The sequence below is a fragment of the Salipiger aestuarii genome (assembly GCF_003259905.1).
Classification (GTDB): Bacteria; Pseudomonadota; Alphaproteobacteria; order Rhodobacterales; family Rhodobacteraceae; genus Salipiger; species Salipiger aestuarii.
The window spans coordinates 26,339-52,122 of the sequence record NZ_QLMG01000010.1 but is presented as its reverse complement, the minus strand read 5'-3'; the positions used below and the strand labels follow the sequence as shown (position 1 = coordinate 52,122).

Sequence of the window (25,784 nt, the reverse complement as noted above, 5' to 3'; positions counted from 1 at the left end):
GGTTGCGCGGACGTATGAACGGCTTACAGACACATTCCGAGGAGAGCACAGGATGGGCTACAAGACAATCTTGACGGTCGTGACAGACCAGTCGCTTGCCCAATCGACCATCGGGCATGCCGCCGCCGTCGCGAGGGATTGCGACGCGCATCTGGATGTCCTTTGTTTTGGCGTCGACCGGACGCAGACGGGTTATTACTACGCTGGGGCCAACGCCATGGTTCTGCAAGAGACGCTGAGCCGCGCCACCGACGAAGCCAAGACGCTGGCGGCGTCCTGCCGGGACATCCTTGGGCGGATCGAATGCCGCTGGGCGGTGGAAGAGGGTGTTGCGCAGCTTGCCGACATCGGGCGGCATGTTGCGGGGCGGGCGCGCTATGCCGATCTAGTGGTGCTGCCAAAGCCGTATGGCAAGGATCGCGGGGTCGAACTGGAACCTGTGACCGAGGGTGCGCTGTTCGACGGCCAGGCCTCGGTTCTGATCGTGCCCGAAGACACGGTCGCGACGTCCACTCCCAAACGCGTGGTGATCGGCTGGAACGAAAGCAACGAGGCGCTGCGATCTGTCCGGGCGGCGCTGCCGGTGCTGAAGACGGCGGAAAGCGTGCATGTGGTGGTCATCGACCCGCCGCAGCACGGCCCGAACCGGTCTGATCCGGGCGGGGCGCTGTCGCAATTCCTGGCCCGTCATGGCGCCAAGCCCGAGATCGACGTTCTGTCGAAAACCATGCCGCGCGTCTCCGAGGTGTTGCGCCGCCATGTGCAGGACGTCGACGCCGAGATGGTGGTGATGGGGGCCTATGGTCATTCGCGGTTCCGCGAGGCGATTCTGGGCGGCGCCACCCGCAACATGTTGGAACAGGCCACGGTTCCGGTGTTTCTGGCGCATTGATGCGGGCATGACGAAATCCGCGGGGGCGCGGCGCCTTTTGCCTGTCGGCACGGCGTCTTCGCCGGTCTGCGCCGGGCGGAGGGGCTGCCCGGATCCGCGTGCTGCGGTCCATCGCGGGATATAAAGGGCACACGCTGGGATATGCACAGAGCAGACAGCGCTCGCCCGCCTTCGGTGTGGTCCAGGAGGGCCTTCGGGGGCATGAGCCAGGCGGCGCGGATGCCAACGTTGCCGGTGGGGCGCCGCGGGATCATGTCGCAAACGAGTTGGATGAGATCAGGCGAAAACGCCGCCATCGGCGTCGTCGCCCGCCTCTTCCAGCAGGCGCCCCATATCGGGCACCGTGACATGGCGCTTGCCTTCCAGCGCGATGACGCCATCCTTGCGCAGCGCCGAGATCTGCCGGCTCACGGTTTCCAGCGTCAGGCCCAGGTAATCGGCCATCGCCTCACGGGTCAGCGGCAGGTCGAAAACAATGCTGTGCGTGGCGGCGCGCGTGGCGACCGACGCATCGCGGCGCGCAATGATCGACAGCAGCGAGGCGATCTTTTCCCGCGCGGTCTTGCGCCCCAGCACCAGCATCCATTCGCGCGCGGCATCAAGCTCGTCCAGGGTCATCTCCAGCAGGCGCTGGGCGATGTGGGGCGTCTGGTCCATCATGTTCTCAAAAGGGGTCTTGCGAAAGCAACACATGACGAGATCCGTGGTCGCGGTCACATCATACGCGGCAGAATCGCGCCCGGGTCGGCCGACAAAATCGGACGGCAGCAAAAGACCGACCATCTGCGTGCGCCCGTCTTCCATCGTCTGGGTCAGGGTTGCGATACCCGACACCACGGAGCCGACAAAATCCATGCGGTCACCGGACCAGACCACCGTCTGCCCCGCTTCGAACTTGCGGTAATACTTGATTTCTTCAAGCCGTTCGAGTTCGGCCTGATCGCAGCGTGCGCAGACCGCGCGATGCCGGATCGGACAATCTTCGCAATCATGGGAAAAAGAAAGGCTGCGTTCGTTCAGCATCGGTGTTCACGGTCCTGTCAGCGGTTGGTCCGGATTTCGGTCGCGAGGGGCGTTCTTTTGATCTGGGTCAATGTTGCGTCGTTCACGCAACCCTAACTCTATGCGCATGATCACGCGAACACAACTCTCCCGGCTCGGGCTCTTCGACGCGAAAGTGCCCCGCTACACCAGCTATCCCACGGCACCGCATTTTTCGAACGCGGTCGCGCCTGCGGATTTCGTTTCCTGGATCGAGGCGATTCCGGAGGACAGCGCGGTTTCGCTGTACCTGCATGTGCCGTTCTGCCGCAGGCTCTGCTGGTTTTGCGCCTGCCGGACGCAGGGCACGACGACCCTGTCGCCGGTCGCCGCTTACGTCGAAACGCTGAAATCCGAACTCGATCTCCTTGGCCGGCATCTGCCTCGGGGGGTGACATTGTCGCGCCTGCACTGGGGCGGAGGCACGCCAACGCTGTTGTCCCCGGACATGATGCGCGGCCTGATCGACAAGGTGCGCTCGGTCGCGGCCTTTGCCGAGAAATCCGAATTTTCGGTCGAGATCGACCCCAATGAAATCGACGAGGCCCGGCTGGACGCGCTGGCGGCGGGCGGAATGAACCGGGCATCCATCGGAGTGCAGGATTTCGATGAACGGATCCAGCAGACCATCGGCCGCCCGCAAGGATTCGACATCACGCGCCGCGCGGTTGAAATGATTCGCGCGCGCGGTGTGGCGAGCCTGAACGCCGACATCCTTTACGGTTTGCCGTATCAAAGCCGTGAGCGCATCACCGAAACCGTCCAGAAGCTGCTGAGCTTCGCGCCGGACCGGGTGGCGCTGTATGGCTATGCGCATGTGCCCTGGATGGCCAAGCGCCAACAGATGATTCCATCGGATGCGCTGCCCACCCCCGAGGAACGGCTAGACCTGTTCGACACCGCGCGGCGGCTGTTTGCCTGGGATGGCTATGCCGAGATCGGCATCGACCATTTTGCCGCTCCCGACGACGGCCTGGCGATCGCGCAGAAAACCGGGAAGCTGCGCCGCAATTTTCAGGGCTACACCGACGATACATCCCAGGTGCTGATCGGACTCGGAGCGTCTTCGATCTCGCGCTTCCCGCAGGGCTATGCGCAGAACGCGCATGCAACATCCGCCTATCAGGGCGCGGTGCGCGCGGGACGGTTCGCGTCGACGCGCGGCCACGCTTTCGGTGGCGACGACCGGTTGCGTGCGCGGATGATCGAGATGCTGATGTGCGACTTCCAGATTCGCACGGATGAGCTGGTGGAACACTACGGCGCGGATGCGGGCGCGCTTGGGGCCCTGTATGCCAAGGTGAACGCGCAGTTCGACGGGCTGCTGACGTCAAGCGATGACGGATTGTTCCTGTCTCGGGATGCCCGCCCGCTGACCCGCATTATCGCCCGCGCTTTCGATGCCTACGATCAGACCCGAGCCAAGCACAGTTCCGCAATATGATGCCCCCCCGATGCGCCCCATGCCGCTCCGCTCAAGGGCCAAAGCGACGGCTGGGGCGGAGACATAAAAATCTTCGAGAAGATTTTTAGACCGGGCGATCCGCCCGCGCAGCCCCCGCTAAAAATCTTCTCGAAGATTTTTATTTCGTCCGTGCGGATGTCTCAGTCGGTCAGATCGAACGCGGCGGCGAAAAGCTTGCGCGTGTAATCTGTCTGTGGGTCTGCGAAAACAGCTCCGGCGTCACCGATTTCGACCACGTCCCCCTGTTTCATCACGATGATTTTGTGCGACATCGCCCGCACCACCTTGAGGTCATGAGAAATGAACAGATAGGCGAGATCGTATTTGCGCTGCAACGCCCGCAGCAGCTCGACGATCTGCACCTGTACGGTCATGTCCAGGGCCGATGTCGGCTCGTCCAATACCACCAGCCGGGGCCGCAGCACCATAGCCCGCGCAATTGCGATACGCTGACGTTGACCGCCGGAAAATTCGTGCGGGTAGCGGTGTTTGGTCGCCGGATCGAGGCCCACCTCGCGCATCACCTCATCCACCGCCTGCGCGGCGGGCATGCCATCGGGCGCGCCGTGAACGCCCAGCCCTTCGGCGATGATCTGTTCGCAGGTCATCCGTGGTGACAGCGATCCAAACGGATCCTGGAACACGATCTGCATTTCGCTACGCAGCTTGCGCAAGCGTTTGGTGGACCAGCCACGCACGTCCTGACCGCGATAAGTGATGCCCCCTTCGGAGCCGATCAGTCGCATCATCGCCAGCGCCAGCGTGGTCTTGCCGGAGCCGGACTCTCCGACGATACCGACGGTTTCACCGGCTCTGACGGAAAGGCTGGCGTCATTGACGGCTTTGACATGCCCGACCGTCTTTTTCAGAAAGCCGCTCTGGATCGGGAACCAGACCTTGAGCTTGTCGGCGCGCGCGATTTCGTCAGCCCCTGCCGCCACCGGCTGGGGCAGGCCGGTGCTTTCAGCGGACATGAGCATCTTTGTATAGGGGTGCTGCGGGTTGTCGAACAGTGCGGCGGTGGGCCCTTGTTCGACGATCTCGCCCTGCTTCATCACGCAAACCCTGTCAGCGATCTTGCGCACGATGTTCAGATCGTGCGTAATGAACAGCATCGACAGGTTTTCGGCGCGCTTCAGTTCGGCCAGCAGGTCAAGAATCTGGGCCTGGATCGTCACGTCCAGCGCCGTGGTCGGCTCGTCCGCGATCAGCAGCTCCGGCCCGTTGGCCAGCGCCATGGCGATCATCACACGCTGCCGCTGCCCGCCGGAAAGTTGATGCGGATAGGCGTTCAGGCGGGTTTCGGGGTCGCGGATGCCGACCTTGTTCAGCAGGTCCAGGATGCGCGCCCGCGCGGCATCGCCCGCCAGCCCCTGATGCAGCGCAAGGCTTTCGCCCAGTTGCTTTTCCAGCGTGTGCAACGGGTTGAGCGAGGTCATCGGCTCCTGAAAGATAAAGCTGATATCGTTGCCCCGCACCGCGCGCAGCCTGGCGGCGGGCGCGCCGATCATCTCGGCGCCTTCGTACAGGACCGAGCCTTCGACCAGCGCGGAATCGCCCAGAAGCGACACCGTGGACAGCGCTGTCACCGATTTTCCCGACCCGGATTCCCCCACAAGCGCCACGGTTTCGCCGCGCTGCACGGTAAATGACACGCCCTTGACCGCAGGGCTGATCTTGCCGTCCTGACGAAAACCGACACGCAGATCGCGCACATCCAGAATGGTCATGAAAAGGTCTTTCTGGGATCGAACGCATCGCGCACGCCTTCAAAGATGAACACAAGCAGCGACAGCATCAGCGCGAACACGGTAAAGGCGGTAAAGGCCAGCCACGGCGCTTGCAGGTTCTGTTTTGCCTGCAACGTCAGTTCGCCCAGCGACGGCGCCGATGACGGCAGCCCGAAGCCAAGAAAATCCAGCCCCGCCAGCGTGCTGATCGTGCCCGTCACGATGAATGGCAGCATGGTCAGCGTCGCCACCATGGCGTTGGGCAGCATGTGGCGGAACATGATGGTGATGTTGCTGACCCCCAGCGCCTTGGCAGCGCGGACGTATTCCAGGTTGCGCGCGCGAAGGAATTCCGCCCGCACCACGCCCACAAGCGCCGTCCAGCCGAAGGCGACGGTCAGGAACACCAGCAACCAGAAGCTGCGGCCCAGAATGGCGAAGAGGATGATGATGATGTAAAGCGACGGGGTCGATGACCAGATTTCGATCACCCGCTGAAAGATCAGATCGAGCCAGCCGCCGAAATAGCCCTGCAACGCGCCCGCGACGATGCCGATCAGCGACGCGCAGACCGTCACGATCAGCGTGAACAGGATCGACAATCGGAAGCCATAGATCACCCGGGCGGCGACGTCGCGCTTGGTATCGTCGGTGCCCAGCCAGTTTTGCCCGTTCGGGGGCAGGGGGGCGGCGCCGGGGCGGTCGACCGGGGTTTGGTAGCTGTAGGGAATGACAGGCCAGATCATCCAGCCGGGCATCGCATCCGCGCCCAGTTCGTCACCGTTGTCCACAGCCGCGATCAGTGCGTCGGGATCGTCAAAACAGGCCTCAAGCCCACCAGTGCGGATCAGGCAGCGCACCTCGGGGTCGCGATAGGCGGCTTCGGTGCGAAAATCGCCGCCGAACGCCGTTTCGGGGTAAAAGCTGAAGATCGGCATGCGGTAGTCGCCGCGATAATTCACCAGGATCGGCTTGTCGTTGGCGATGAATTCGGCAAACAGCGACGCGGTGAACAGGATGGTAAAGATGACCAGCGACCAGAATGCGCGCCGGTTGCGCCGAAAACTGCGCCAGCGCCGGGCGTTCAGCGGCGACAGGGCGAACCGGGCGCGGGTCTGCGGGATCGGACCCGCGCCCGGTTCGGGCTGCGGGCGGATCGCGCCATGCGACGGTTCCGGCTCATAGCTCATGGCTCAGCCCTCGCGTTTTTCAAAATCGATGCGCGGATCGACCAGCACATACATCAGGTCCGACAGGATGCCGACTGCAAGGCCGATCAGGCCAAAGATGAACAGCGTGCCAAATATCACCGGGTAGTCGCGCGCCACCGCCGCCTCGAATCCCAACCGGCCCAGACCGTCGAGCGAAAAGATCGTCTCGATGATCAGGCTGCCGGAAAAGAACACGCCGATGAACACCGCCGGAAAGCCTGCGATGACGATCAGCATGGCGTTGCGGAACACATGGCCATACAGAACGCGGCGTTCGGTCAGGCCCTTTGCGCGAGCGGTCATCACATAGTGTTTCTTGATCTCGTCCAGAAAGCTGTTCTTGGTCAGCAGCGTCAGCGTCGCAAAAGCCGAAATGGTCGAGGCCAGCACCGGCAGCGCGATATGCCAGAAGTAATCGGCGATCTTTGCGGGCCAGCTGAGGCTTGTCCAGTTGTCCGAGGTCAGGCCCCGGATCGGAAAGATCTGCCAGTAGGACCCGCCCGCGAACAGCACCAGCAACAGGATGGCGAACAGGAAGCCGGGGATCGCATAGGCGACGATGATCGCGGCGCTGGTCCAGGTGTCGAACGACGTGCCGTCGCGCACCGCCTTGTGGATGCCCAGCGGGATCGACACGATGTAGGCGATCACGGTCGACCACAGGCCCAGCGAGATCGACACCGGCATCTTTTCCAGCACCAGGTCGATCACGCTGATCGAGCGGAAATAGCTTTCGCCGAAATCCAGCCGCATGTAATTCCACAGCATCCCGAAGAATCGTTCCACGGGCGGCTTGTCAAAGCCGAATTCCCGTTCCAGATCCGCGATGAAATCGGGCGGAAGGCCGCGCGCGCCCGCGTACTCCTCGGACCCGCCAGAGGCAACCTCGCCGCCGCCGCCCGCAAAGCCTTCGAATACGTCGCCGCCGCCCTGCACCTGGGCGATGATCTGTTCTATCGGCCCGCCGGGGACGAATTGCACCAGCGTGAAGTTGATGATCATGATCCCGAGCAGCGTCGGAATAATGAGCAGCAGGCGTCTGAGAATATAGGCACCCATAAGGGGTTACAGCTTTCCTGCGGCACGCAGCGCGTCCGCCTTGGCATCATCCCACCACCAGATCGACATGTTGCCAAGCCCCTGCGCGGGCGGCGTGTCCGACGGGCGGTCATAGACATCCAGATAGGCGATGTTGTGCACGCCCTTGTAAAATTGCGGCACCCAGATGTGCAGCGCCCGCAACACCCGGTCCAGCGCGTGCACGGCGACGGTCATTTCGTCGCGACTTTGCGCGTCGGCGACGATGCGGATCAACTGATCGACGCCGTCGTTCTTCAGCCCGGAAATATTGGCCGATCCGGGCACATCGGCGGTATCCGACCCGAAGACCGACCGCAATTCGTCGCCCGGCGTCTGGCTCATGGCGAAACGCAGCGTGACGATGTCGTAATCGAAGTTTTTCTGGCGCTCCTGCGCCTCGGCAGCATCGACGCGGTTGGCCGTGGCTTCGACGCCAAGACGTCTGAGGTTGTCGATATAGGGGTTGATGATGCGATCGAACGAGGGGCTGTCATTCAGCATCTCGATGGTCAGGCGCTGGCCGTCCTTGTAACGATAGCCGTCATCGCCAACCGTCCATCCCGCTTCGTTCAGCAGACGACCGGCGCGGCGCAGACTGCCACGGTCGGCCAGGTCATCGGGGCTCGACACGGGGGGGACATAGGCGTCCTCGGTGAAGACGGTTTCGGGGATATGCTCGCGGATCGGTTCCAGCAGCGCCAGTTCGGCGTCCGAGGGCATGCCGCTGGCCTGCAACGTCGGCGAGTTTTCCCAGAAGCTGTCGGTGCGGTCATAAAGGCCATAGAACAGGCTTTCGTTGGACCATTCGAAGTTGAACGCCAAGCCGATCGCTTCGCGCAGGCGCGGGTCCGCGAACTTGTCGCGGCGCAGGTTGAAGAAAAACCCCTGCGTGCCGGCGGGGCGGCCATCGGGCAGGGTTTCGACCTTGATCGTGCCGTCCTGCGTTGCGGGAAAATCATAGCCGGTGGCCCAGATCTTGGACTGGTATTCCTCACGATAGGTGTAGGCGCCGCCTTTGAAGGCTTCAAAGGCGGTGGTGTAATCGGCGAAATATTCCACGCGCAGGACGTCGAAATTGTTCTGCCCCACGTTCACCGGCAAATCCTTGCCCCAGTAATCATCGCGCCGCTTGTAGGCGACCGAACGGCCCGGATCCACGGACAGCAGGTCGTACTGGCCCGATCCCATCGGCGGCTCCAGGCTGCTTTCGGCGAAATCGCGGGTGTCGTAATAGGCTTTGGAAAACACCGGCAGGCTCCCGGCGGTCATCAGCAATTCGCGCAGCGGGCCGTCCGGGTTGAAGGTGAACTTGACGGTGCGGTCATCCAGCGCCTCGGCGTTGGTGATGTCCTTGAACTGGACGCGGAGCGCCGGCAGCCCCTTTTCCACCAGCGTGTTGAAGCTGAACACCACGTCGTCGGCGGTGACGGGCGAACCGTCGCGGAATTTTGCCTCGGGGCGCATGTGAAAGACGATCCACTCGCGGCTTTCGGGGTATTCCACGCTGCTTGCCAGCAGGCCGTACATGCTGTCGGGTTCGTCCAGCGTGCCGGTCAGCAGGCTGTCATAGAACACCGATGACATCGCCGCTGCGTTGCCCTTGAGGATGAACGGCGTGAGGCTGTCGAATGTGCCGAAGGCCGAGATCGACATCTCGCCGCCCTCGGGGGCGTCGGGGTTCACATAGTCGAAATGGTCGAACCCCTCGGGGTATTTCAACTCGCCAAAGGACGAGACGCCGTGTGCGGTGATAATGTCGTCTTGTTGCGCCAGGGCGGGACCCGATAAGGCCAGGCCAAGCGCCAGGATCGACGATCCAAGGAAACGGGCGGGTCGGGTGCTTGCGGCGCGCGCTGTCCGGATCATGTGATCTCCCTGATCTGCTGGTTGCGTTCCGGCGTCCGGACCGTGTCTTGTAAGCTATGAGAGCGTGGCGGGATTGTTCAAGGGATCACTGCTAGAGTTTGCGTGATCGCCCGAGATTCGGGCGCCGCGCGTGGGCGCCACGGAACCGGGTGCCCGAAACGAACCGGCCGCGGGTGTCCGCGGCCGGTCTCCGGCGCCGTTCCGGGCCGTCAGCCGTCGAGGCCGTCTAGATAGGCGATCAGGTTCACCCGATCCTCGGCCTTTTTCAGGCCGGCAAAGCTCATGGTCGTGCCGGGCGCCGCGCCCTTGGGGTTTTCCAGGAAGGCGAACAGATTCTCGGGGGACCAGACATCGCCCACCTGATCCAGGGCGCCCGAATAGCCGAACCCGGCGACGGTGCCGATGTCGCGGCCCACGACGCCATTCAGATGCGGGCCTGTCGCGTCGGTGCCGTCGATCTTGTGGCAGGCGCGGCACTTGCCGAACACCTTTTCACCCTTGTCTGCCTCGGCGCTGCCCATCAGCGTGGCAAAGTCGACGGTTTCTTCTTCGGCGGCGGGCTCGCTGCCGGTGTCGATCACATAGGCTGCGGCGTGTTCTTCGCCATGTCCGCCGCCGGTGGTGTACAGGGTGTCTGCAACCCAGCCGCCCAGCAAGTAGACCAGAAGGGCGCCGCATGCGCCGCCAACTGCCTTGGTAATCGTCATCGTGTCGAGCATGATAGCGTGTCCCTAATTCTCCGTGCCGTGGTCTACGGCTTCCCATAGCTTCTGGCAAGGTATATGAGCCGCGACCAAATGCGCAATAACCGTGTTGCGTGTGCAAATCGTGAACGACCGGACGGATCAGCAAATGAGCAACCGCATTGCCTTTCAGGGCGAGCTTGGCGCCTATTCGCACGAGGCCTGCCGCAACGCGCGCCCCGACCTGCAGGCGCTGCCCTGCGCAACGTTCGAGGATGTCATCGACGCGGTGCGCACGGGCGGGGCGGCGCTGGCGATGCTGCCGGTGGAAAATACCACCTATGGCCGCGTCGCCGACATTCACCGCCTGCTGCCGGAAAGCGGGCTGCGCATCGTTGGCGAGGCCTTCGTGCGGGTGCATATCAGCCTGATGGCGCTGCCGGGGGTGCCGCTGGACGCGCTGGAAAAGGTGCGCGCGCATCTGGTGCTGTTGCCGCAGGCGGCAAGCTTTCTTGAAAAATACGGCATCCAGGGTGAGGCATATGCCGACAGCGCGGGGGCCGCGGCGGAACTGGCGCGCAGCGGGTCGCGCACCATGGGCGTGCTGGCATCGGACCTTGCGGCGGAAACCTACGGGCTGGAAATCCTCGCGCGCCACATCGAGGATCACGCCCACAACACCACGCGCTTTGTCATCATGGCGCCCGAACCCGACCTCAGGCGTCGCGGCTCCCATGGCATGATGACCACCTTCATCTTTCAGGTCCGCAACATTCCCGCGGCGCTTTACAAGGCGATGGGTGGGTTTGCCACCAATGGCGTCAACATGACCAAGCTGGAAAGCTACATGGTGGATGGCTCGTTCGAGGCGTCGCAATTTTATGCCGACATCGAAGGCCACCCGGATGACCCGGCAGTGGCCCGCGCGCTGGAAGAGCTGGACTATTTCACCGAGCGGCTGGAAATCCTTGGGGTCTATCCCCGCGATCCGCGCCGCGACTAGGCATCGCAAAGGGGCAGGGTAATGAACGAAGACATCATCGCGACGGTGGGGGCGACCGGCGCCCGGCGTGGCACCGGGGTCGGCATGCTGGCGCTGCTGGGCGGGCTGCTGCTGTGGATGGCGGCGACGCAGCCGGCAGCGGGGCTGGCGTGGCAGGCGTTTCTCGGTGTGCTGGGCGCGGCCGCGCTGTGGGTGGCAAGCCGCATGTGGCGCGACACCGCGCGCCGGCTGATCCTGACCGAGCACGAGTTGCGCGACAGCACCGGCACCGTCTTGGCCCGCATCGACAATATCGAAAAGGTCGACCGGTCGATGTTTGCCATGAAGCCGTCGAACGGATTTCTGATCCGGCTCAAGACCTCGGGGCCGCGTGCCTGGCATCCGGGCATCTGGTGGCGGATGGGGCGCCGGGTTGCGGTGGGGGGCGTGACGGCCGGACGCGACACCAAGCCGCTTGCCGATGCGCTGGCCCTTCTGGTGGCGCAACGGGAGGCGGGCTGAACCGGGCGGCGTCGTTTCCGTGCCCGCCGCGATCCGCATACCGGCATCCGCGACGAAAAACGCCGGCCCTGTCGGGCCGGCGTTTCGCTGTCGACAGGCGCCATCGCGCAGCGGTCAGTGGTAGTACCCGCCACGGTCCGGGTAGCTGGACGTGCCTTCGTGGTTTTGGGTGCCGTCTTCATTCGTGCAGGTGGGGCAGTTGGTGTCGGCTGCGGCCGAGATCGAAAGGTCTGCGCCGTCCCAGCCGATCTGGCTGGTGTAGCGCGGGCTGGTAAAGCTGTATGTGTACAGATCCGTCTCGCCCAGACCCGGCGCGCTGCCGCGCACGCCGGTGATTCGCAACGCGGGGTACCAGTGTTCCCGCGTTTCGACCAGAACGACCTCGTCCGCATTCTGCATGTCGGGGATGTTGTCGAGATAGGTCTGCGACAGTTCGCTGTCGGTCATCGCGACCATGTCCCCGCGCGCCCGCGACCATTTCACCGTGTTGTAACCGCTCGATGAGCCGTTATCGACATACTGAACCACGGTGATCCGCATCGAGATGTCCTGAAACCCGGTGTCGGGATTGCCGTCGATCTCGGTCTTGGTCAGCATGGCGAGCAGTTTGAAGGCACTGTTGATGTACTCGTCGTCCAGACCTTCGGTTTCGCGCGAAATCATGTCCCCGATGGCAAAATTCGCCTTTTGACCGATGGCCTGCTGGCGGAAGATGTCGAAATAGACCCAGGCGGCGGCGAACAGCGCCAGCAGCACCGGCAGCATGATGACCACCTCGACGGTGACATAGCCTTCGGTGTCCTTTGCGAACCGGTTCAGCAGGGATTTCATCGGTGACGGTTTCTTCGGCGCGGATTTCACTGAATGATGAGTCATCTCGCTAACCTCACTGCGGTTCATGGACGAACAGGCCGGTCGACACCACGGCGGTGAAACCTTTCTCGTCCTTGGGGATCGCGCCGCCGAAATACGACAGCGGGCTGATGGGTTTGTATTTGTAACAGGCGCGCAGAACCATGGTCTGATGCGCCTGACCGTTTTCGAAATTGCGCTGCGCGGTCAGACGGTCCGACAGCGGGATCTCGATGCCATCGCTGTTTTCCGACGTCAGCAGCTTGACCGTATCGGTGCATTCCGCCTGCGGATTGGGCGCCACATAATCGCGCATGTCGACGCTGAGCATCTCAAGGTGCAACAGGTGGTCGCAGTTCGTCAGAACCGTCGCGCGGTCGCAGATATCGGTTTTCATCTGCGCGTGGGTCCAGGTTCTGCCGGTTTCCAGCTTGACCTCGCGGATGGTCTTGTCGAGCGCGCGCTCAAGCGACACCTGCCGCATGGTCAGCGCACCCATTTCGACGGTGGAAAGCGCGATGCTTACCATGAACGGGGCCCAGAGCGCGACAGAGACGACGGCCGTCCCCTCTTCGCTGTCGCGGAAGCGGCGCAGGGCATTCAGGACAACATGTTTCATTGGACAAGCTTCAACTGGTTGATGGATCCGGCGATGGTCTTGAAGGTCGCGACGATCTGTTCCCGATTGACCCGATAAAAGTGGGACGACGAAGAGGCGCAGCGTTCCATGACATCGGCGCCGTGGTCCTGTACCTCAAAGCCGATGGCCCAGATCACGATGCCCTGGCTTTTGGCGGCGGTGCAGATATTGCCAAGCAGCGTGTCGCCGGTCGTGGCGTTGTATTTCTGGGTGTAAAACCCGCTCCAGCTGGACGACCGCACATAGTTGTTGAGGTAATACCACAGGTTGTAGCGTTCCCAATGCGCGTATTCGCTGGCCGAGTCGTAGGCCCAGTCCTGGATCCGGTAGGATCGGTCGTGCTGGCCGTCGGTCATCAGAACGATCGTCTTGGCGGTTTCCCCATCGTTGTAGTCGGCGGGGCGGCCTTCGAACACCGAGTCGACGGCGGTGTCGGAAATCATGCCGCTGACGATGCCGCGGGTGGATGGGTCAAGCAGGGCGGTGCCCCATTTCATCCCCATAAAGATCGAGGTGCCGGCACGCGGCTTCAGGTCATAGACCTGATCGGTCAGCTCGTTGGCATCGTTGCTCCAGGGGTTGATGCGTTCATAGCTGTAGCGCGGGCAGATGGTATCGTTCCGCGCGTTGTTGCGCCCGTCAAAGTTCCACTGGTAGTGCTGCATCTGGTCGTATTCATACGACAGATCCAGCTCCGTCTGAGCGAAGAACCTGTCGGGCATTTCCAGACAATGCGAATAGCCGTGCTTCCAGTCGACATTCATGTAGCTCAGGATTTCCGGCCCAGCGTTTACATGTTCGGAATAGGGCACGAGGTTGACCGAGGTGTAATCCCGCGCGCCGCCGGCCAGCACGGTCTCGATGAATTCCGCCGCCGCGTCCTGCATTGACGACATCTTGTCGCCGTCGTCCATCGACCCCGACACGTCGAGCACGAGCGAGATTTCGACCTTGTTGTACTGCTCTTCGGCTCTGGCAAGGCCGTAGGCCTGAAGCGCCTTGATGGGGGTGATGATCTCGGCAAAGTTCGACGGCATCGACTTGTAACCTTCGCCAAGCACCGACTTGGATGTCAGGGTGGTGCTGGCATCGACACGGATGAGGGTGTCGCCGACGCCCATCTTTTCCATGTAATCCTGCACCACTTCGGCGGCATCCAGCGTGTTGTCGAGGTCGGCGGCGGCAAGCACCGCCCGGTCGAGCGTGTTCTGGATCTTGTTGCGCTGAAGCTCGGCGTACATCAGGTCAATCCCGATACCGCCGAAGACCAGCATGAGGATCGACAGGAAGAACGCCATGTAGGTCATGCTGCCGTCGTCACTGCGTCCGAAATTGCGGAGGCGACCGCCCAGGGCCGAGATGGCAGTCTCGGTCCGCGGCAGCTGGGCGTTCTCCCAAGAAGAACGAATCTGTGTCATCCCGTTTCCTTCCTTCCGGGCACCGACCCGGAAATGCCCCCACATGGCACTTGTTGCGATGCCAAGGTTATGCGGGGAGTTCGTGGCCAAAATTGGGCGCATTTAATAGGAAGTTTTTGATATTTCTGCATTTTAGGGAAACAATATTCAGGCCCGCTTCGGGGCTGTTTCACCAGGCCCGACAATAGCGCAGAAACTGGTTACCGCGGCCTTTTGATAAGGGGCTGAATTTGTCGAAAACGAGATTCAATCACGGCTTCTGGAATTTGAAACCATTCCCTGCGACGGTGATTCAGGCGGAACCGGGGCGGACCGGCCGCTGCAACCTATGACGGGAGGAGACCGACCATGTGTGCTGCGCCATCCAATGAGCCGACGTTTCGCGAAAGCGTCGACCTGATGTTCAACCGAGCGGCGGCGCTGATGGACCTGCCGCCCGGCCTGGAACAAAAGATCCGTGTCTGCAACGGCGTCTACATGGTGCGCTTTGGCGTGCGGCTGCGCGGGCAGATCCAGACCTTTACCGGCTATCGCGCGGTTCATTCCGAACATATGGAGCCGGTCAAGGGCGGCATCCGCTACGCGCTTTCGGTCGATCAGGACGAGGTCGAGGCGCTGGCGGCGCTGATGACCTACAAATGTGCGCTGGTCGAGGCGCCGTTCGGCGGCTCGAAGGGGGGGCTGTGCATTGATCCGCGCAATTATGACGACCACGAGCTGGAACAGATCACCCGCCGCTTTGCCTATGAGCTTATCAAGCGCGATCTGATCCATCCCAGTCAGAACGTGCCCGCCCCCGACATGGGCACCGGCGAACGCGAGATGGCCTGGATTTCCGATCAATACGCCCGGATGAACACCACCGACATCAATGCCCGCGCCTGTGTGACCGGCAAGCCGATCAACGCCGGCGGCATTCAGGGGCGGACCGAAGCCACAGGGCGCGGCGTGCAATACGCTTTGCGCGAGTTCTTTCGCCATCCCGATGACGTGGCAAAGGCGGGCCTGTCGGGCAAGCTGGACGGCAAGCGCGTGGTGGTGCAGGGCCTTGGCAACGTGGGCTATCATGCCGCCAAGTTCCTGTCCGAAGAAGACGGCGCGCTGATCGTCGGCATCGTGGAACGTGACGGGGCGCTTTACGATCCCGCCGGGCTGAACGTCGAACGGGTGCGCGACTGGCTGGTGCGCCACGGCGGGCTGACGGGCTATCACGAGCCAAACACCGTGGCGGAAGGGGCCGCCGTGCTTGAGGCCGAATGCGACATCCTGATCCCGGCGGCGCTGGAGGGGGTCATCAACCTTGGCAACGTCCACCGTATCCAGGCCCCCCTGATCCTGGAAGCGGCGAACGGGCCGATCACCGCGGGCGCCGATGACATACTGCGCGCGCGGGGCACGGTCATCATCCCCGATCTTTACGCCAACGCCGGCGGGGTCACGGTGTCCTATTTCGAATGGGTCAAGAACCTGAGCCATATCCGGTTTGGCCGGATGCAGCGCCGTCAGGAAGAGGCGCGCCACCAGTTGGTGGTCGATGAACTGGAACGGCTGGATACGGCCATGGGCGACAACTGGTCCCTGACGCCCAGTTTCAAGGACAAGTACCTGCGCGGGGCCGACGAACTGGAACTGGTGCGCTCGGGGCTCGATGACACCATGCGCATCGCCTATCAGGCCATGCGCGAGGTCTGGCACGGGCGCGACGATGTCACCGACCTGCGCACGGCGGCCTTTATCACCGCCATCGACCGCGTCGCGAAAAGCTATCGCGCCAAGGGGCTGTGACCGCGCTCCGGGCCTGATGCTGTCGTTACGGAAGCCGTACAGGGCTTCGGCTGCGCCGTGACAGGCGGGGCCGCGTGTTGTATCGGCGTCTTATGCTTGTGAAAGGGGAAACGGGTATGCACGCAGGAGGGATTCTTGCTGCCGGGCTGATCGTGGTCGGGTTGACCGGGGCCGGGGTGATCGGGGCCGGGCTGATCGGGGCCGGGCCGGGCATCGCCGCAACCGCGAAGCCCGACAGCGTCTGCGAGGTGACAGCGCGTCTGGTGTCCGAAACGGTCGCGGCACGGGCGGCGGGCCAAAGCAAGGCGAGGGCGCGCAAACCCCTGCATGCGGCGCTGGGCGCGGATGCGGGCAATGTGTTGGCCGAATGGGTCTGGACGCTGCCCGAGGATCAGCTGACCCCTGCGGTGGGCCAGGCCTGGAAGGACCAGTGCGAGGCGCAATAGCCCGATCCGGCGGTGCGCCTTGCGGCGCGCAGGTCGGTTCAGGCGCCAGTTGCGCCCTGACGCCCCGACCGCACCGAACGTGCCGGTTGCGATGTCGGCGCGCCAGGTATTTGCCGATGGGCGCAGAGCGTCTCTGGACTCGGGGCGCGCGGGGGAGGATATTCGCGCCATGAGTCTGCCTCCCGGTTTCCTTGACGAACTGCGCAACCGCACGAGCCTTGCTCAGGTCGTGGGGCGCAAGGTCATATGGGACAATCGCAAGTCGAACCAGGGCAAGGGCGACATGTGGGCGCCGTGCCCGTTCCATCAGGAAAAATCGGCCTCGTTCCACGTCGACGACCGCAAGGGGTATTATTACTGCTTCGGGTGTCAGGCCAAGGGCGACGCGATTTCGTTCGTGCGTGAATCCGAGAACGTCGAATTCATGGAGGCGGTCGAGATTCTTGCCCGCGAGGCCGGGGTGCCGATGCCCGCGCGCGACCCGCAGGCGGCGAAAAGGGCGAGCCGTCATGAGGTGCTCGCCGAGGTGATGGAGCAGGCGGTGCGCTATTTCCGCATGCAGCTGAACGGTGCCGCAGCGGCGCAGGCACGGGCCTATCTGGACCGGCGCGGGCTGTCGGCGGAGGCGCGCGACCGGTTCGAACTGGGGTTCGCCCCCGAGGGCTGGCAGAACCTGCGCGACCATCTGCGCGGGCAGGGTGTGCCCGAGGATCTGATCCTTGCGGTCGGTCTGACGCGCGCCTCGGACAAGGGGCGCGATCCCTATGACGTATTCCGCAACCGCATCATGTTTCCCATCCGTGACGGGCGTGGACGCGCCATCGCCTTTGGCGGGCGCGCGATGGACCCGAACGATAACGCCAAATATCTCAATTCGCCCGAAACCGAGCTGTTCGACAAGGGCCGCAACCTTTACAATCTGAGGGCGGCGCGCGAGGCGGCAGGCAAGGGCGATCCGCTGATCGTGGCCGAGGGCTACATGGACGTGATCGCGCTGTCCGAGGCCGGGTTCGGGGCCTCGGTCGCGCCGCTGGGCACGGCGGTGACCGAAAGCCAGCTACAGCTGATCTGGCGGGTGTCGGGCGAACCCGTGGTCGCGCTGGATGGCGACAAGGCCGGGCTGCGGGCGGCCTACCGTGTCATCGACCTTGCGCTGCCGCTGCTGGAGGCGGGCAAGTCGCTGCGTTTCGCGCTGATGCCCGAAGGCAAGGACCCCGACGATCTGCTGCGTGCCGAAGGCGCGGGCGCGGTGGAAAAGGTGCTGACACGCGCGATGCCCATGGTGCATCTGCTGTGGCGGCGTGAAACCGAAGGCAAGGTGTTCGACAGCCCCGAACGCAAGGCGGCGCTGGATGCCCGCCTGCGCGAGGTGCTGCGTGGCATTCAGGATCAGGGGCTGCGGCGCCACTATGGCGACGAGATCAAGGAACTGCGCTATCAGCTCTTTCGCCCGCAGCGCGTCCCCCGCCAGGGGCTGCGTGGCAAAAAGGGCGCCTGGCGCAAATGGGACGCTCCGCTGCCCCCCAGCGCCGAGGTGCGCCGGTCGCTGCTGGTCGCCGCGGGCGATCACGCCGAGGCCGAACTGCGCGAGGCGGTCATCCTGTGCGTTCTTTTGACCACGCCCGAGCTGATCCCCGAATTCGAGCATCAGATCGACTCGCTGGATTGCGCCGATCCCGACCGCGCCGCGCTGCGCGATGTGCTGTTGCGGTGCCGGGAAACCGATCCGGGTGTGGTTCGGGACGCGTGCGAGCAGGCAATTGGCGCGATGGCCCTTGAATCTCTGCTTTGCGCACGCCATGTCGCAGTCGTTCCCTGCCTGCGTACACCCGGAGATGTTTCGCTCGCCCGCCTGACGGTGGCCGAGGAGCTTGCCAAGATCGACGCGCAGCGGGGGCTGGCCGCCGAAATCCACGAGGCGGAAGAGGATCTTCGGGATCTCGCGGACGAGGCGCTGACCTGGCGGCTTGCCCAGGCCGCAAAGGCCCGCGACGAGTCGGTCCAGCGCAAGGACGAGACACAGTCCGACTTTGAGATCGCGCCCAACGGGGTGCGCATCGACAGGGAGGAAAAGAGGCGGGCCGAGGCCATCTGGGACCAGATTCGCTTTTCGAAAGGGCCGAACTAAGTGTTCGGTCGGAAAATATGGAGGAATTCGGGGTAGGATCTCTGGCCGAATCAGTTGAATCTCCGCATGATTCGGAGAATCGAATCAATCTTACCGCGTGACCGCAGGCCCTGCGGGGTCGCCTCCCTGTGATGGAGCATCTCTTTTATGGCAGCCAAAGACAACGACGACGCCAAGCCGGACACCTCTGAGGACGCGCATAGCCTCGATATGAGCCAGGCTGCGGTCAAGAAGATGATCGCCGAGGCGCGCGAGCGTGGCTACATTACCTACGACCAGCTGAACCAGGTGCTTCCGCCGGATCAGGTGTCGTCGGACCAGATCGAAGACGTGATGTCGATGCTTTCCGAAATGGGCATCCAGGTCACCGAAGAAGACGAAGAAGCCGACGAAGACGGCAACAGCCCCAGCAAGGGGTCGACCGAACTTGTCGACGCCTCACGCGGCAAGGACGTGGCGCTGTCGTCGGGGGGCGCGGAAAAGCTGGACCGTACCGACGACCCGGTGCGCATGTACCTGCGCGAGATGGGCAGCGTGGAGCTGCTGAGCCGCGAGGGCGAGATCGCCATCGCCAAGCGCATCGAGGCCGGGCGCAACACGATGATCCTGGGGCTGTGCGAAAGCCCGCTGACCTTTCAGGCGATCACCATCTGGCGCGAGGAACTGCTGTCCGAAGACGTCCTGCTGCGCGACGTCATCGACTTGGAAACCACCTTTGGCAACCAGCTTGACGAAGAGGGCGGGCTTGAAGAGCCGGTGATCGACGCCGCCGCCCCCGCTGCGGAGAAACCCAAGCAGGACGAGCCGGAACTGGACGCCGACGGCAACCCGATCCGCGACAACGATGACGACGAGGACGATGACGAGCAGGCCAACATGTCGCTTGCCGCCATGGAATCCGCGCTCAAGCCGCGCGTGCTGGAAACGCTTGACCGGATCGCGCAGGATTATGAAACCCTGGCCGCGATGCAGGACGCGCGCATCAGCGCCACCCTGAACGAAGACAACACTTTCGGGGCGCAGGACGAAGCGACCTACCAGAAGCTGCGCTCGGAAATCGTCGAACTGGTGAACGGGCTTCACCTGCACAACAACCGCATCGAGGCGCTGATCGACCAGCTTTACGGGATCAACAAGCGCATCATGTCCATCGACAGCGCCATGGTGAAGCTGGCCGACCAGGCCCGCATCAACCGTCGCGAATTCGTCGAGGAATACCGTAACCACGAGCTTGACCCAAGCTGGCTGGAACGGATGTCGGAAAAGCCCGGCCGGGGCTGGCAGATGTTCATCGAACGCTTCTCGGACAAGATCGAGGGGCTGCGCACCGACATGGCGCAGGTCGGCCAGTATGTCGGTCTGGACATCAGCGAATTCCGCCGCATCGTGCAGCAAGTGCAGAAGGGCGAAAAAGAGGCGCGTCAGGCCAAGAAGGAGATGGTCGAGGCGAACCTGCGTCTAGTGATCTCGATCGCCAAGAAATACACCAACCGCGGTCTGCAATTCCTTGATCTTATTCAGGAAGGCAACATCGGTCTGATGAAGGCGGTGGACAAGTTCGAATACCGCCGCGGTTACAAGTTTTCCACCTATGCGACGTGGTGGATCCGTCAGGCGATCACCCGGTCCATCGCGGATCAGGCGCGCACCATCCGTATCCCGGTGCATATGATCGAAACCATCAACAAGCTGGTCCGTACCGGGCGCCAGATGCTGCATGAGATCGGTCGCGAACCGACCCCCGAAGAGCTGGCCGAAAAGTTGCAGATGCCGCTGGAAAAGGTCCGCAAGGTGATGAAAATCGCCAAGGAACCGATTTCTCTGGAAACGCCCATCGGCGACGAAGAAGACAGCCAGCTTGGCGATTTCATCGAAGACAAGAACGCGATTTTGCCGCTGGATTCGGCCATTCAGGAAAACCTGAAGGAAACCACGACCCGCGTGCTGTCCTCGCTTACCCCGCGTGAGGAACGTGTGCTGCGGATGCGGTTCGGCATCGGCATGAACACCGACCACACGCTGGAAGAGGTCGGTCAGCAGTTCAGCGTGACCCGCGAGCGCATTCGACAGATCGAAGCGAAGGCGTTGCGCAAGCTCAAGCACCCGTCGCGGTCACGCAAGCTGCGCAGCTTCCTGGATCAGTAAGGCCATGTCGTTTCTGAAAAAGCTCTTTGGCGGGGGCAACGCGGTCCCCGCGCCGCAGGCCGACGCGGTCGCCTACAAGGACTTTCGCATCACGCCATCGCCCCTGAAAGAGGGCGACGGCTTTCGCATCGCCGCGCTGATCGAAGCCGAGGTCGCGGGCGAGACAAAATCGCACCAGCTTGTGCGCGCCGACGTGATCCGCGACCGGGACGATGCCATCGAGGCCTCGTTGCGCAAGGCCCGGCAGATGATCGACGAACAGGGTGTGCGTCTGTTCGGCTGAAAGCCTGATGCGCGCGGCTGGGCGGACCCACCGCGCCCCGTGCGAGGCCGCGCGAAACGCCCCCCGGTTTGAAGGGAACATTTAAGGGTTTGATGGCGTTATGTCGCCAAGACAAAAGGAGACCCGCCATGATGTTCCGCCTTGCCGCCCTCGGCGCTGCCGCCGCAACCGTCGCTGTGACCGCCTTTGCCGGGGTCGATGCGGTGATCTCTGACGAACCCGAAGTCATCCGGATCGAAGTCGCGCCGCAAGAGCTTGCCGATTGCCAACGCACGCTGCGCGAGGTTGGCGCCATGCCGGTGGTGTCCGACAATGGCAGCCCGGTTGTTTTCGCCGGGGCGGACGCTCTTCCCACCGTGGTTTGCGCGATCTCGATCGACGCGTGATCGCCGTGCTTGCGGCGCGGTTCCCGTGCCGCACCACCGAAGGGACCGCCGATGCAGACCAGTTTCACCCTGTCGACCCACGGGCAAGGGCTGTACGAATTTACGCGGGATGTCGCGGCCTGGGTTCGCTCGGGCGATGATCCGCGCTCCGGATTGCTGACCCTGTTCATCCGCCACACCTCGGCGTCGCTTGTCATTCAGGAAAATACCGATCCCGAGGTGCGCACCGATCTGAGCGCGTTCTTTCAGCGACTGGTGCCCCCCGCCACCGATGCGACGATGGGCTATCTGAAACATACCCTCGAAGGCCCCGACGACATGCCCGCCCATATCAAGGCGGCGCTTCTTCCGGTGTCCCTGTCCATTCCGGTCTTGGACGGGCATATGCGGCTGGGCACCTGGCAGGGGATCTATCTGTTCGAACACCGCGATGCCCCGAAGCGGCGTGACGTCATCGCGCATCTGTCCCGCTGACGCGCCGGCGGTACGCCGCCCCATATTGTTACCCGAAATACGGGCTACCCAAGGTCTGGCGGCTCGCCTATAGTCGCTGTGGATAAGTGGGGGCCAACCCCACATTTGAGGCGGGATAGGATAAGGGAACAGGCGATGCGCTGCCCGTTTTGCGGACATATTGATACGCAGGTCAAGGATTCACGCCCGGCGGAAGAGCATGTCTCGATCCGCCGCCGGCGGTTCTGTCCGGCCTGCGGTGGCAGATTTACCACATACGAGCGGGTGCAACTGCGCGACCTGGTGGTGATAAAATCGAACGGGCGTCGAGAGGATTTCGACCGTACAAAGATGGAACGCTCGATTCGGATCGCCCTGCAAAAGCGCCCCATCGAACCCGAGCGCATCGAACAGATGATAAGCGGCATCGTGCGGCGGCTGGAAAGCCTGGGCGACACCGATATTCCCTCCAAGCAGATCGGCGAAATCGTGATGGAGACGCTCGCCCGGATCGACACCGTCGCGTATGTACGCTTTGCCAGCGTTTACAAGAATTTCCAGGCGGCGGGCGATTTCGACAAGTTCGTCAGCGAGCTGCGGCCCGTTTCGCCGATCGACAAGTGATCCCGGATACCGCGCACATGGCCCACGCCCTTCGGCTGGGGCGCAGGCGCATGGGCCAGTGCTGGCCCAACCCGGCGGTCGGCTGCGTGATCGTCAGGGACGGGCGCATTGTCGGTCGTGGCGCCACCGCGCCGGGCGGGCGCCCCCATGCCGAACCGCAGGCGCTGGCCCAGGCGGGCGCTGCGGCGCGCGGCGCTACCGCTTATGTCACGCTGGAACCTTGCGCCCACACCGGCAAGACGCCGCCCTGTGCCAAGGCACTGGTGACGGCCGGCATTGCGCGGGTGGTTGCGCCGATTGCCGATACCGACCCCAGGGTGTCGGGGCAGGGGTTCCAGTATCTGCGCATGCACGGGGTCCAGGTGACCACAGGGGTTCTGGCGGACGAGGCGGCGCGCGACCACGCCGGGTTCTTTCTGAAGGTGGCGCAGGGTCGCCCGCTGGTGACGCTGAAGCTGGCGAACAGCTTTGACGGGCGCATCGCCACCGCCACCGGCGAAAGCCAGTGGATCACCGGCCCCGAGGCGCGCCGCTATGTGCATGGGCTGCGCGCAAGGCATGACGCGGTGATGGTGGGGGCGGGGACCGCGCGCGCGGACGACCCGTCGCTGACCGTACGCGAAATGGGCGCGATGCGCCAGCCGGTGCGGGTGATCGTCTCGCGCCTGATCGACGTGCCCTTGATGAGCAAGCTGGCCAGCGGCGCGCGCGAGGTGCCCGTCTGGGTCGCGCATGGCTCGGACGCCGCGCCTCTGACGCGCAAGGCATGGGAAAGCTGCGGCGCGCGACTGCTGCAATGCAGCGTCCGCGCCGGGCGGATCGACCCGCAGGCGTTGTTGACCACACTGGGCGGCGAAGGCCTGACGCGGGTGTTTTGCGAAGGGGGCGGACAACTGGCGGCATCGCTGCTGGCCGCCGATCTGGTGGATGAGTTGGTGGGCTTTACCGCCGGTATGGCGCTTGGGGCCGAGGGCAGGCCCGGCATCGGCGCCATGGGCATCGACCGGCTGTCCGAAGCGCCGCGTTTCACGCTGGAAGAAGTCCGCGCCATGGGCGGCGACGTGATGCACCGCTGGCGGCGGGGCTAGCGGGGCCGCCGTCGGCCCCGCGCCCGTGATGTTCAGTGCACTGTGACGGGGGCGAAATCGTTCTGCCGCGCCAGCAGGAAGGCAAGCTTGCGGTCCTTGACCAGCGCCAGTCGTTCACCATCGGCATTGTGCACGGCGTATAGTGTCTTGAGCCCGTGAAGCTGGTCTTGCACGTCTTGCGGCAATTCATCCGCATCCACGGGCCGCACATAGACGATGCGGTCTTCGCCCGTCTGGCTGAAATCGTATGTCGTGTCCATGGCTTACCCTTTCTTGATCTGAATCGTCTGTACCACGGTTTCGGGCCGCGATATGGTCAGGTCGACGTGCAGCAGGCCGTTTTCGATGATGGCGTCGCCAATCTCGACCCCGTCGGCCAGCACGAAGCTGCGCTGGAACTGCCGCGCCGCGATACCGCGATGCAAAAAGATGCGGTCCGAGCCGTCGTCGCGCTGGCGACCCCGGATGACCAGTTGCCGGTCTTCGACGGTGATCGACAGATCGTTTTCGGAAAACCCGGCCACCGCCAGCGTGATGCGATAGGAACAGTCCGTAGTCTGTTCGATGTTGAAGGGCGGATAGCCCTCGCTGGTCTTGGCGGTGCGTTCAAGCAAGCGTTCAAGCTGCTCAAAGCCCAGCATATGGGGATACGATCCCAGGGTCAGTTTGCTCATGACACGTCCTTTGCGGAAAAGCGACCGTCCAACCGGGCCCCGCTTTGCGGCAACCCGTCTGATTTCAATATGGGAAAGCCGCGCCCCCCGCGCAAGCCCCTTGCAAGGGCTTTGCCAAGCGGCGACAGTTTGATAAGCTAAATGCCTGCATCGAAAGGAGATCGCCCGAATGGACGCACCGCAAGACATCTCGATGAAAACCGAGGAGGTGCTGCGGATCGAACTGGAGGTTTTCAAACGGGAACACCGCGATCTGGACGATGCCATCAACGCGCTGCACGAACGGGGGGTCGCCGATCAGCTGACCCTTCAGAGGCTGAAGAAAAAGAAGCTGTTTCTCAAGGACAAGATCGCCCTGATCGAGGACCGGCTGACCCCGGACATCATCGCCTGAGCCAGATGCGCGCGGGTGGTGTCACAATCGGGATGCGGTATCCTTGAGCATTTCGGCCGAGCGGCGCAGCGCGTCGGATTCCGTGCCCGACAATTCGGGCCGCAGCGTCGCGATGACGCCCTCGCGGCCCACAACGCGCGGCAGGCTGAGCGCGACGTCGCTCACACCTTCGACCTCGGGGGTGACTATGGACACCGACAGAACCGATCGCTGATCGCCGCCGACTGCCTGCACGATGCGCGCAAGCCCCGCGCCGATGCCGTACCAGGTTGCGCCCTTGCCTTCGATGATGCGATAGGCGGCGCGGCGCACGCCGTCGTCGATGCGGTCACGCACGTCCTGCGTGATTGCCGCGCCCACCTGCGCGGCAAAGCGTTCCACCGGTTGCGACGCCGCGCGGGCGGAGGCCCAGGCCAGCACCTCGGAATCGCCGTGTTCGCCCAGCACATAGGCATGTACCGATTGCGGCGCGATGCCCAGATGCCCCGCGATCAGGCTGCGAAACCGGGCGCTGTCCAGAATCGTGCCCGACCCGATCACCCGCGCGGCCGGCAGGCCCGAGATGCGCTGCGCCACGTCCGTCATGATGTCGACCGGGTTCGACGCCACCAGCAGGATCGCGTCCGGGGCGGCGTTGCGCACCCCCGCGATGACCTGTGCAAAGACATCGGCATTGCGCGACAGCAGGCTCAGGCGGCTTTCACCGGCTTTCTGCGCGACCCCGGCGGCAAGGATCACCATGTCCGCCCCCTCAAGCGCGCCATATTCCCCCGCCAGCACCCGACAGGGATGGGCAAACGGCACCGCGTGCGAAATATCCTCGGCCTGCGCCCGGGCAAAGGCAAGCGACCGATCCACCAGCACGATTTCGCTGGCCCCACCACGCAGCGCAAGCGCGTAGCCTGCCGCGGACCCGACCATGCCCGCCCCGACGATGCCGACTTTCATGGCGCGATTCCCCTTTTCGATTTCGTCAAGGGTGGCACGGGAGGGGGG

At 63.5% G+C, this 25,784-nt stretch carries 26 protein-coding genes; 14 read left to right on the top strand and 12 right to left on the bottom strand.

Features of this window, described 5'->3' with window-relative positions; genetic code table 11:
* Positions 1 to 52 precede the first annotated feature (52 nt).
* On the top strand, positions 53 to 892 hold the full coding sequence (locus tag ATI53_RS07605; RefSeq protein ID WP_009502446.1) for a universal stress protein: 840 nt from the start codon (positions 53 to 55) through the stop codon (positions 890 to 892).
* Positions 893 to 1,168: 276 nt separating this feature from the next.
* On the opposite strand, the gene fnrL is transcribed toward ATI53_RS07605, so the two are convergent.
* Entirely contained in the window at positions 1,169 to 1,915 is a 747-nt protein-coding gene (gene fnrL / locus ATI53_RS07600; RefSeq protein WP_009502445.1) for a transcriptional regulator FnrL, read from the bottom strand.
* Between the two features lie 106 nt (positions 1,916 to 2,021).
* Between fnrL and hemN the strand changes: the two genes are divergently transcribed.
* Positions 2,022 to 3,377: an oxygen-independent coproporphyrinogen III oxidase gene (hemN, locus tag ATI53_RS07595; protein WP_111550141.1), complete on the top strand. Its 1,356-nt coding sequence runs from the start codon at positions 2,022 to 2,024 to the stop codon at positions 3,375 to 3,377.
* 161 nt (positions 3,378 to 3,538) lie between these two features.
* Here the strand turns inward: hemN and ATI53_RS07590 are convergent, their stop codons facing one another.
* The 5 genes from ATI53_RS07590 to ATI53_RS07570 form a co-directional block, all read right to left on the bottom strand.
* On the bottom strand, positions 3,539 to 5,128 hold the full coding sequence (locus ATI53_RS07590; protein ID WP_111550108.1) for an ABC transporter ATP-binding protein: 1,590 nt from the start codon (positions 5,126 to 5,128) through the stop codon (positions 3,539 to 3,541).
* Complete coding sequence (locus ATI53_RS07585) at positions 5,125 to 6,318, bottom strand: ABC transporter permease (RefSeq protein ID WP_009502442.1); 1,194 nt, start codon at positions 6,316 to 6,318, stop codon at positions 5,125 to 5,127. Before ATI53_RS07585 ends, ATI53_RS07590 begins: the two co-directional genes overlap by 4 nt.
* 3 nt (positions 6,319 to 6,321) lie before the next feature.
* A complete protein-coding gene (locus ATI53_RS07580) occupies positions 6,322 to 7,398 on the bottom strand; it encodes a microcin C ABC transporter permease YejB (protein WP_111550107.1) in 1,077 nt (358 codons plus the stop codon).
* Between the two features lie 6 nt (positions 7,399 to 7,404).
* Positions 7,405 to 9,285, bottom strand: a complete 1,881-nt coding sequence (locus ATI53_RS07575) for an extracellular solute-binding protein (protein WP_111550106.1) — start codon at positions 9,283 to 9,285, stop codon at positions 7,405 to 7,407.
* 209 nt (positions 9,286 to 9,494) lie between these two features.
* Positions 9,495 to 10,004: a c-type cytochrome gene (locus tag ATI53_RS07570; protein ID WP_009502438.1), complete on the bottom strand. Its 510-nt coding sequence runs from the start codon at positions 10,002 to 10,004 to the stop codon at positions 9,495 to 9,497.
* A gap of 133 nt (positions 10,005 to 10,137) precedes the next feature.
* Between ATI53_RS07570 and ATI53_RS07565 the strand changes: the two genes are divergently transcribed.
* Together ATI53_RS07565 and ATI53_RS07560 are read left to right on the top strand one after the other, a co-directional pair.
* Positions 10,138 to 10,971 (top strand): prephenate dehydratase, encoded by an 834-nt coding sequence (locus ATI53_RS07565; protein ID WP_009502437.1) that lies wholly within the window; start codon positions 10,138 to 10,140, stop codon positions 10,969 to 10,971.
* 21 nt (positions 10,972 to 10,992) lie between these two features.
* Positions 10,993 to 11,472, top strand: coding sequence for a hypothetical protein (locus tag ATI53_RS07560; RefSeq protein WP_111550105.1), 480 nt, complete (start codon positions 10,993 to 10,995; stop codon positions 11,470 to 11,472).
* Between the two features lie 114 nt (positions 11,473 to 11,586).
* Here the strand turns inward: ATI53_RS07560 and ATI53_RS07555 are convergent, their stop codons facing one another.
* Genes ATI53_RS07555 through ATI53_RS07545 form a run of 3 tightly spaced genes read right to left on the bottom strand, consistent with a single transcriptional unit; the run spans position 11,587 to position 14,382 of the window.
* Entirely contained in the window at positions 11,587 to 12,348 is a 762-nt protein-coding gene (locus ATI53_RS07555; protein WP_190323901.1) for a TadE/TadG family type IV pilus assembly protein, read from the bottom strand.
* A gap of 10 nt (positions 12,349 to 12,358) precedes the next feature.
* Entirely contained in the window at positions 12,359 to 12,943 is a 585-nt protein-coding gene (locus ATI53_RS07550) for a TadE/TadG family type IV pilus assembly protein (RefSeq protein ID WP_009502434.1), read from the bottom strand.
* On the bottom strand, positions 12,940 to 14,382 hold the full coding sequence (locus ATI53_RS07545; protein ID WP_111550104.1) for a pilus assembly protein: 1,443 nt from the start codon (positions 14,380 to 14,382) through the stop codon (positions 12,940 to 12,942). Before ATI53_RS07545 ends, ATI53_RS07550 begins: the two co-directional genes overlap by 4 nt.
* A 348-nt stretch (positions 14,383 to 14,730) precedes the next feature.
* Between ATI53_RS07545 and ATI53_RS07540 the strand changes: the two genes are divergently transcribed.
* The 9 genes from ATI53_RS07540 to ribD all read left to right on the top strand — a co-directional run bounded on the left by ATI53_RS07540 (position 14,731) and on the right by ribD (position 23,720).
* Entirely contained in the window at positions 14,731 to 16,167 is a 1,437-nt protein-coding gene (locus tag ATI53_RS07540) for a Glu/Leu/Phe/Val family dehydrogenase (protein WP_009502432.1), read from the top strand.
* Between the two features lie 116 nt (positions 16,168 to 16,283).
* Positions 16,284 to 16,613, top strand: a complete 330-nt coding sequence (locus tag ATI53_RS07535; protein WP_009502431.1) for a hypothetical protein — start codon at positions 16,284 to 16,286, stop codon at positions 16,611 to 16,613.
* 169 nt (positions 16,614 to 16,782) lie between these two features.
* Positions 16,783 to 18,741 (top strand): DNA primase, encoded by a 1,959-nt coding sequence (gene dnaG, locus ATI53_RS07530; protein WP_111550103.1) that lies wholly within the window; start codon positions 16,783 to 16,785, stop codon positions 18,739 to 18,741.
* Between the two features lie 147 nt (positions 18,742 to 18,888).
* On the top strand, positions 18,889 to 20,886 hold the full coding sequence (gene rpoD / locus ATI53_RS07525) for an RNA polymerase sigma factor RpoD (protein ID WP_111550102.1): 1,998 nt from the start codon (positions 18,889 to 18,891) through the stop codon (positions 20,884 to 20,886).
* Between the two features lie 4 nt (positions 20,887 to 20,890).
* Positions 20,891 to 21,169 (top strand): HlyU family transcriptional regulator, encoded by a 279-nt coding sequence (locus ATI53_RS07520; RefSeq protein ID WP_111550101.1) that lies wholly within the window; start codon positions 20,891 to 20,893, stop codon positions 21,167 to 21,169.
* A 128-nt stretch (positions 21,170 to 21,297) separates the two neighbouring features.
* Entirely contained in the window at positions 21,298 to 21,555 is a 258-nt protein-coding gene (locus ATI53_RS07515; RefSeq protein WP_009502427.1) for a hypothetical protein, read from the top strand.
* Positions 21,556 to 21,606: 51 nt separating this feature from the next.
* The gene (locus ATI53_RS07510) at positions 21,607 to 22,029 is read left to right on the top strand and encodes a secondary thiamine-phosphate synthase enzyme YjbQ (RefSeq protein WP_111550100.1); all 423 of its coding nucleotides are present in this window, start codon (positions 21,607 to 21,609) and stop codon (positions 22,027 to 22,029) included.
* A gap of 135 nt (positions 22,030 to 22,164) precedes the next feature.
* Positions 22,165 to 22,632, top strand: coding sequence for a transcriptional regulator NrdR (gene nrdR / locus ATI53_RS07505; RefSeq protein ID WP_009502425.1), 468 nt, complete (start codon positions 22,165 to 22,167; stop codon positions 22,630 to 22,632).
* A 17-nt stretch (positions 22,633 to 22,649) separates the two neighbouring features.
* On the top strand, positions 22,650 to 23,720 hold the full coding sequence (ribD, locus tag ATI53_RS07500) for a bifunctional diaminohydroxyphosphoribosylaminopyrimidine deaminase/5-amino-6-(5-phosphoribosylamino)uracil reductase RibD (protein ID WP_111550099.1): 1,071 nt from the start codon (positions 22,650 to 22,652) through the stop codon (positions 23,718 to 23,720).
* A 32-nt stretch (positions 23,721 to 23,752) separates the two neighbouring features.
* On the opposite strand, the gene ATI53_RS07495 is transcribed toward ribD, so the two are convergent.
* A complete protein-coding gene (locus tag ATI53_RS07495) occupies positions 23,753 to 23,980 on the bottom strand; it encodes a DUF1150 family protein (RefSeq protein WP_009502423.1) in 228 nt (75 codons plus the stop codon).
* A 3-nt stretch (positions 23,981 to 23,983) separates the two neighbouring features.
* Positions 23,984 to 24,394: an Hsp20 family protein gene (locus ATI53_RS07490; protein WP_009502422.1), complete on the bottom strand. Its 411-nt coding sequence runs from the start codon at positions 24,392 to 24,394 to the stop codon at positions 23,984 to 23,986.
* Positions 24,395 to 24,563: 169 nt separating this feature from the next.
* Here ATI53_RS07490 and ATI53_RS07485 point away from each other — a divergent pair, with 169 nt between their 5' ends.
* Entirely contained in the window at positions 24,564 to 24,788 is a 225-nt protein-coding gene (locus tag ATI53_RS07485) for a YdcH family protein (RefSeq protein WP_009502421.1), read from the top strand.
* 21 nt (positions 24,789 to 24,809) lie between these two features.
* Here the strand turns inward: ATI53_RS07485 and ATI53_RS07480 are convergent, their stop codons facing one another.
* The gene (locus tag ATI53_RS07480) at positions 24,810 to 25,736 is read right to left on the bottom strand and encodes an L-lactate dehydrogenase (RefSeq protein WP_111550098.1); all 927 of its coding nucleotides are present in this window, start codon (positions 25,734 to 25,736) and stop codon (positions 24,810 to 24,812) included.
* Between the last annotated feature and the right edge of the window lie 48 nt (positions 25,737 to 25,784).

Bases quoted from the DNA above. Each gene is read 5' to 3' on its own strand.
- ATI53_RS07605 (WP_009502446.1), top strand. From the start codon at position 53: ATGGGCTACAAGACAATCTTGACGGTCGTGACAGACCAGTCGCTTGCC.
- fnrL (WP_009502445.1), bottom strand. From the start codon at position 1,915: ATGCTGAACGAACGCAGCCTTTCTTTTTCCCATGATTGCGAAGATTGT.
- hemN (WP_111550141.1), top strand. From the start codon at position 2,022: ATGATCACGCGAACACAACTCTCCCGGCTCGGGCTCTTCGACGCGAAA.
- ATI53_RS07590 (WP_111550108.1), bottom strand. From the start codon at position 5,128: ATGACCATTCTGGATGTGCGCGATCTGCGTGTCGGTTTTCGTCAGGAC.
- ATI53_RS07585 (WP_009502442.1), bottom strand. From the start codon at position 6,318: ATGAGCTATGAGCCGGAACCGTCGCATGGCGCGATCCGCCCGCAGCCC.
- ATI53_RS07580 (WP_111550107.1), bottom strand. From the start codon at position 7,398: ATGGGTGCCTATATTCTCAGACGCCTGCTGCTCATTATTCCGACGCTG.
- ATI53_RS07575 (WP_111550106.1), bottom strand. From the start codon at position 9,285: ATGATCCGGACAGCGCGCGCCGCAAGCACCCGACCCGCCCGTTTCCTT.
- ATI53_RS07570 (WP_009502438.1), bottom strand. From the start codon at position 10,004: ATGCTCGACACGATGACGATTACCAAGGCAGTTGGCGGCGCATGCGGC.
- ATI53_RS07565 (WP_009502437.1), top strand. From the start codon at position 10,138: ATGAGCAACCGCATTGCCTTTCAGGGCGAGCTTGGCGCCTATTCGCAC.
- ATI53_RS07560 (WP_111550105.1), top strand. From the start codon at position 10,993: ATGAACGAAGACATCATCGCGACGGTGGGGGCGACCGGCGCCCGGCGT.
- ATI53_RS07555 (WP_190323901.1), bottom strand. From the start codon at position 12,348: ATGACTCATCATTCAGTGAAATCCGCGCCGAAGAAACCGTCACCGATG.
- ATI53_RS07550 (WP_009502434.1), bottom strand. From the start codon at position 12,943: ATGAAACATGTTGTCCTGAATGCCCTGCGCCGCTTCCGCGACAGCGAA.
- ATI53_RS07545 (WP_111550104.1), bottom strand. From the start codon at position 14,382: ATGACACAGATTCGTTCTTCTTGGGAGAACGCCCAGCTGCCGCGGACC.
- ATI53_RS07540 (WP_009502432.1), top strand. From the start codon at position 14,731: ATGTGTGCTGCGCCATCCAATGAGCCGACGTTTCGCGAAAGCGTCGAC.
- ATI53_RS07535 (WP_009502431.1), top strand. From the start codon at position 16,284: ATGCACGCAGGAGGGATTCTTGCTGCCGGGCTGATCGTGGTCGGGTTG.
- dnaG (WP_111550103.1), top strand. From the start codon at position 16,783: ATGAGTCTGCCTCCCGGTTTCCTTGACGAACTGCGCAACCGCACGAGC.
- rpoD (WP_111550102.1), top strand. From the start codon at position 18,889: ATGGCAGCCAAAGACAACGACGACGCCAAGCCGGACACCTCTGAGGAC.
- ATI53_RS07520 (WP_111550101.1), top strand. From the start codon at position 20,891: ATGTCGTTTCTGAAAAAGCTCTTTGGCGGGGGCAACGCGGTCCCCGCG.
- ATI53_RS07515 (WP_009502427.1), top strand. From the start codon at position 21,298: ATGATGTTCCGCCTTGCCGCCCTCGGCGCTGCCGCCGCAACCGTCGCT.
- ATI53_RS07510 (WP_111550100.1), top strand. From the start codon at position 21,607: ATGCAGACCAGTTTCACCCTGTCGACCCACGGGCAAGGGCTGTACGAA.
- nrdR (WP_009502425.1), top strand. From the start codon at position 22,165: ATGCGCTGCCCGTTTTGCGGACATATTGATACGCAGGTCAAGGATTCA.
- ribD (WP_111550099.1), top strand. From the start codon at position 22,650: ATGGCCCACGCCCTTCGGCTGGGGCGCAGGCGCATGGGCCAGTGCTGG.
- ATI53_RS07495 (WP_009502423.1), bottom strand. From the start codon at position 23,980: ATGGACACGACATACGATTTCAGCCAGACGGGCGAAGACCGCATCGTC.
- ATI53_RS07490 (WP_009502422.1), bottom strand. From the start codon at position 24,394: ATGAGCAAACTGACCCTGGGATCGTATCCCCATATGCTGGGCTTTGAG.
- ATI53_RS07485 (WP_009502421.1), top strand. From the start codon at position 24,564: ATGGACGCACCGCAAGACATCTCGATGAAAACCGAGGAGGTGCTGCGG.
- ATI53_RS07480 (WP_111550098.1), bottom strand. From the start codon at position 25,736: ATGAAAGTCGGCATCGTCGGGGCGGGCATGGTCGGGTCCGCGGCAGGC.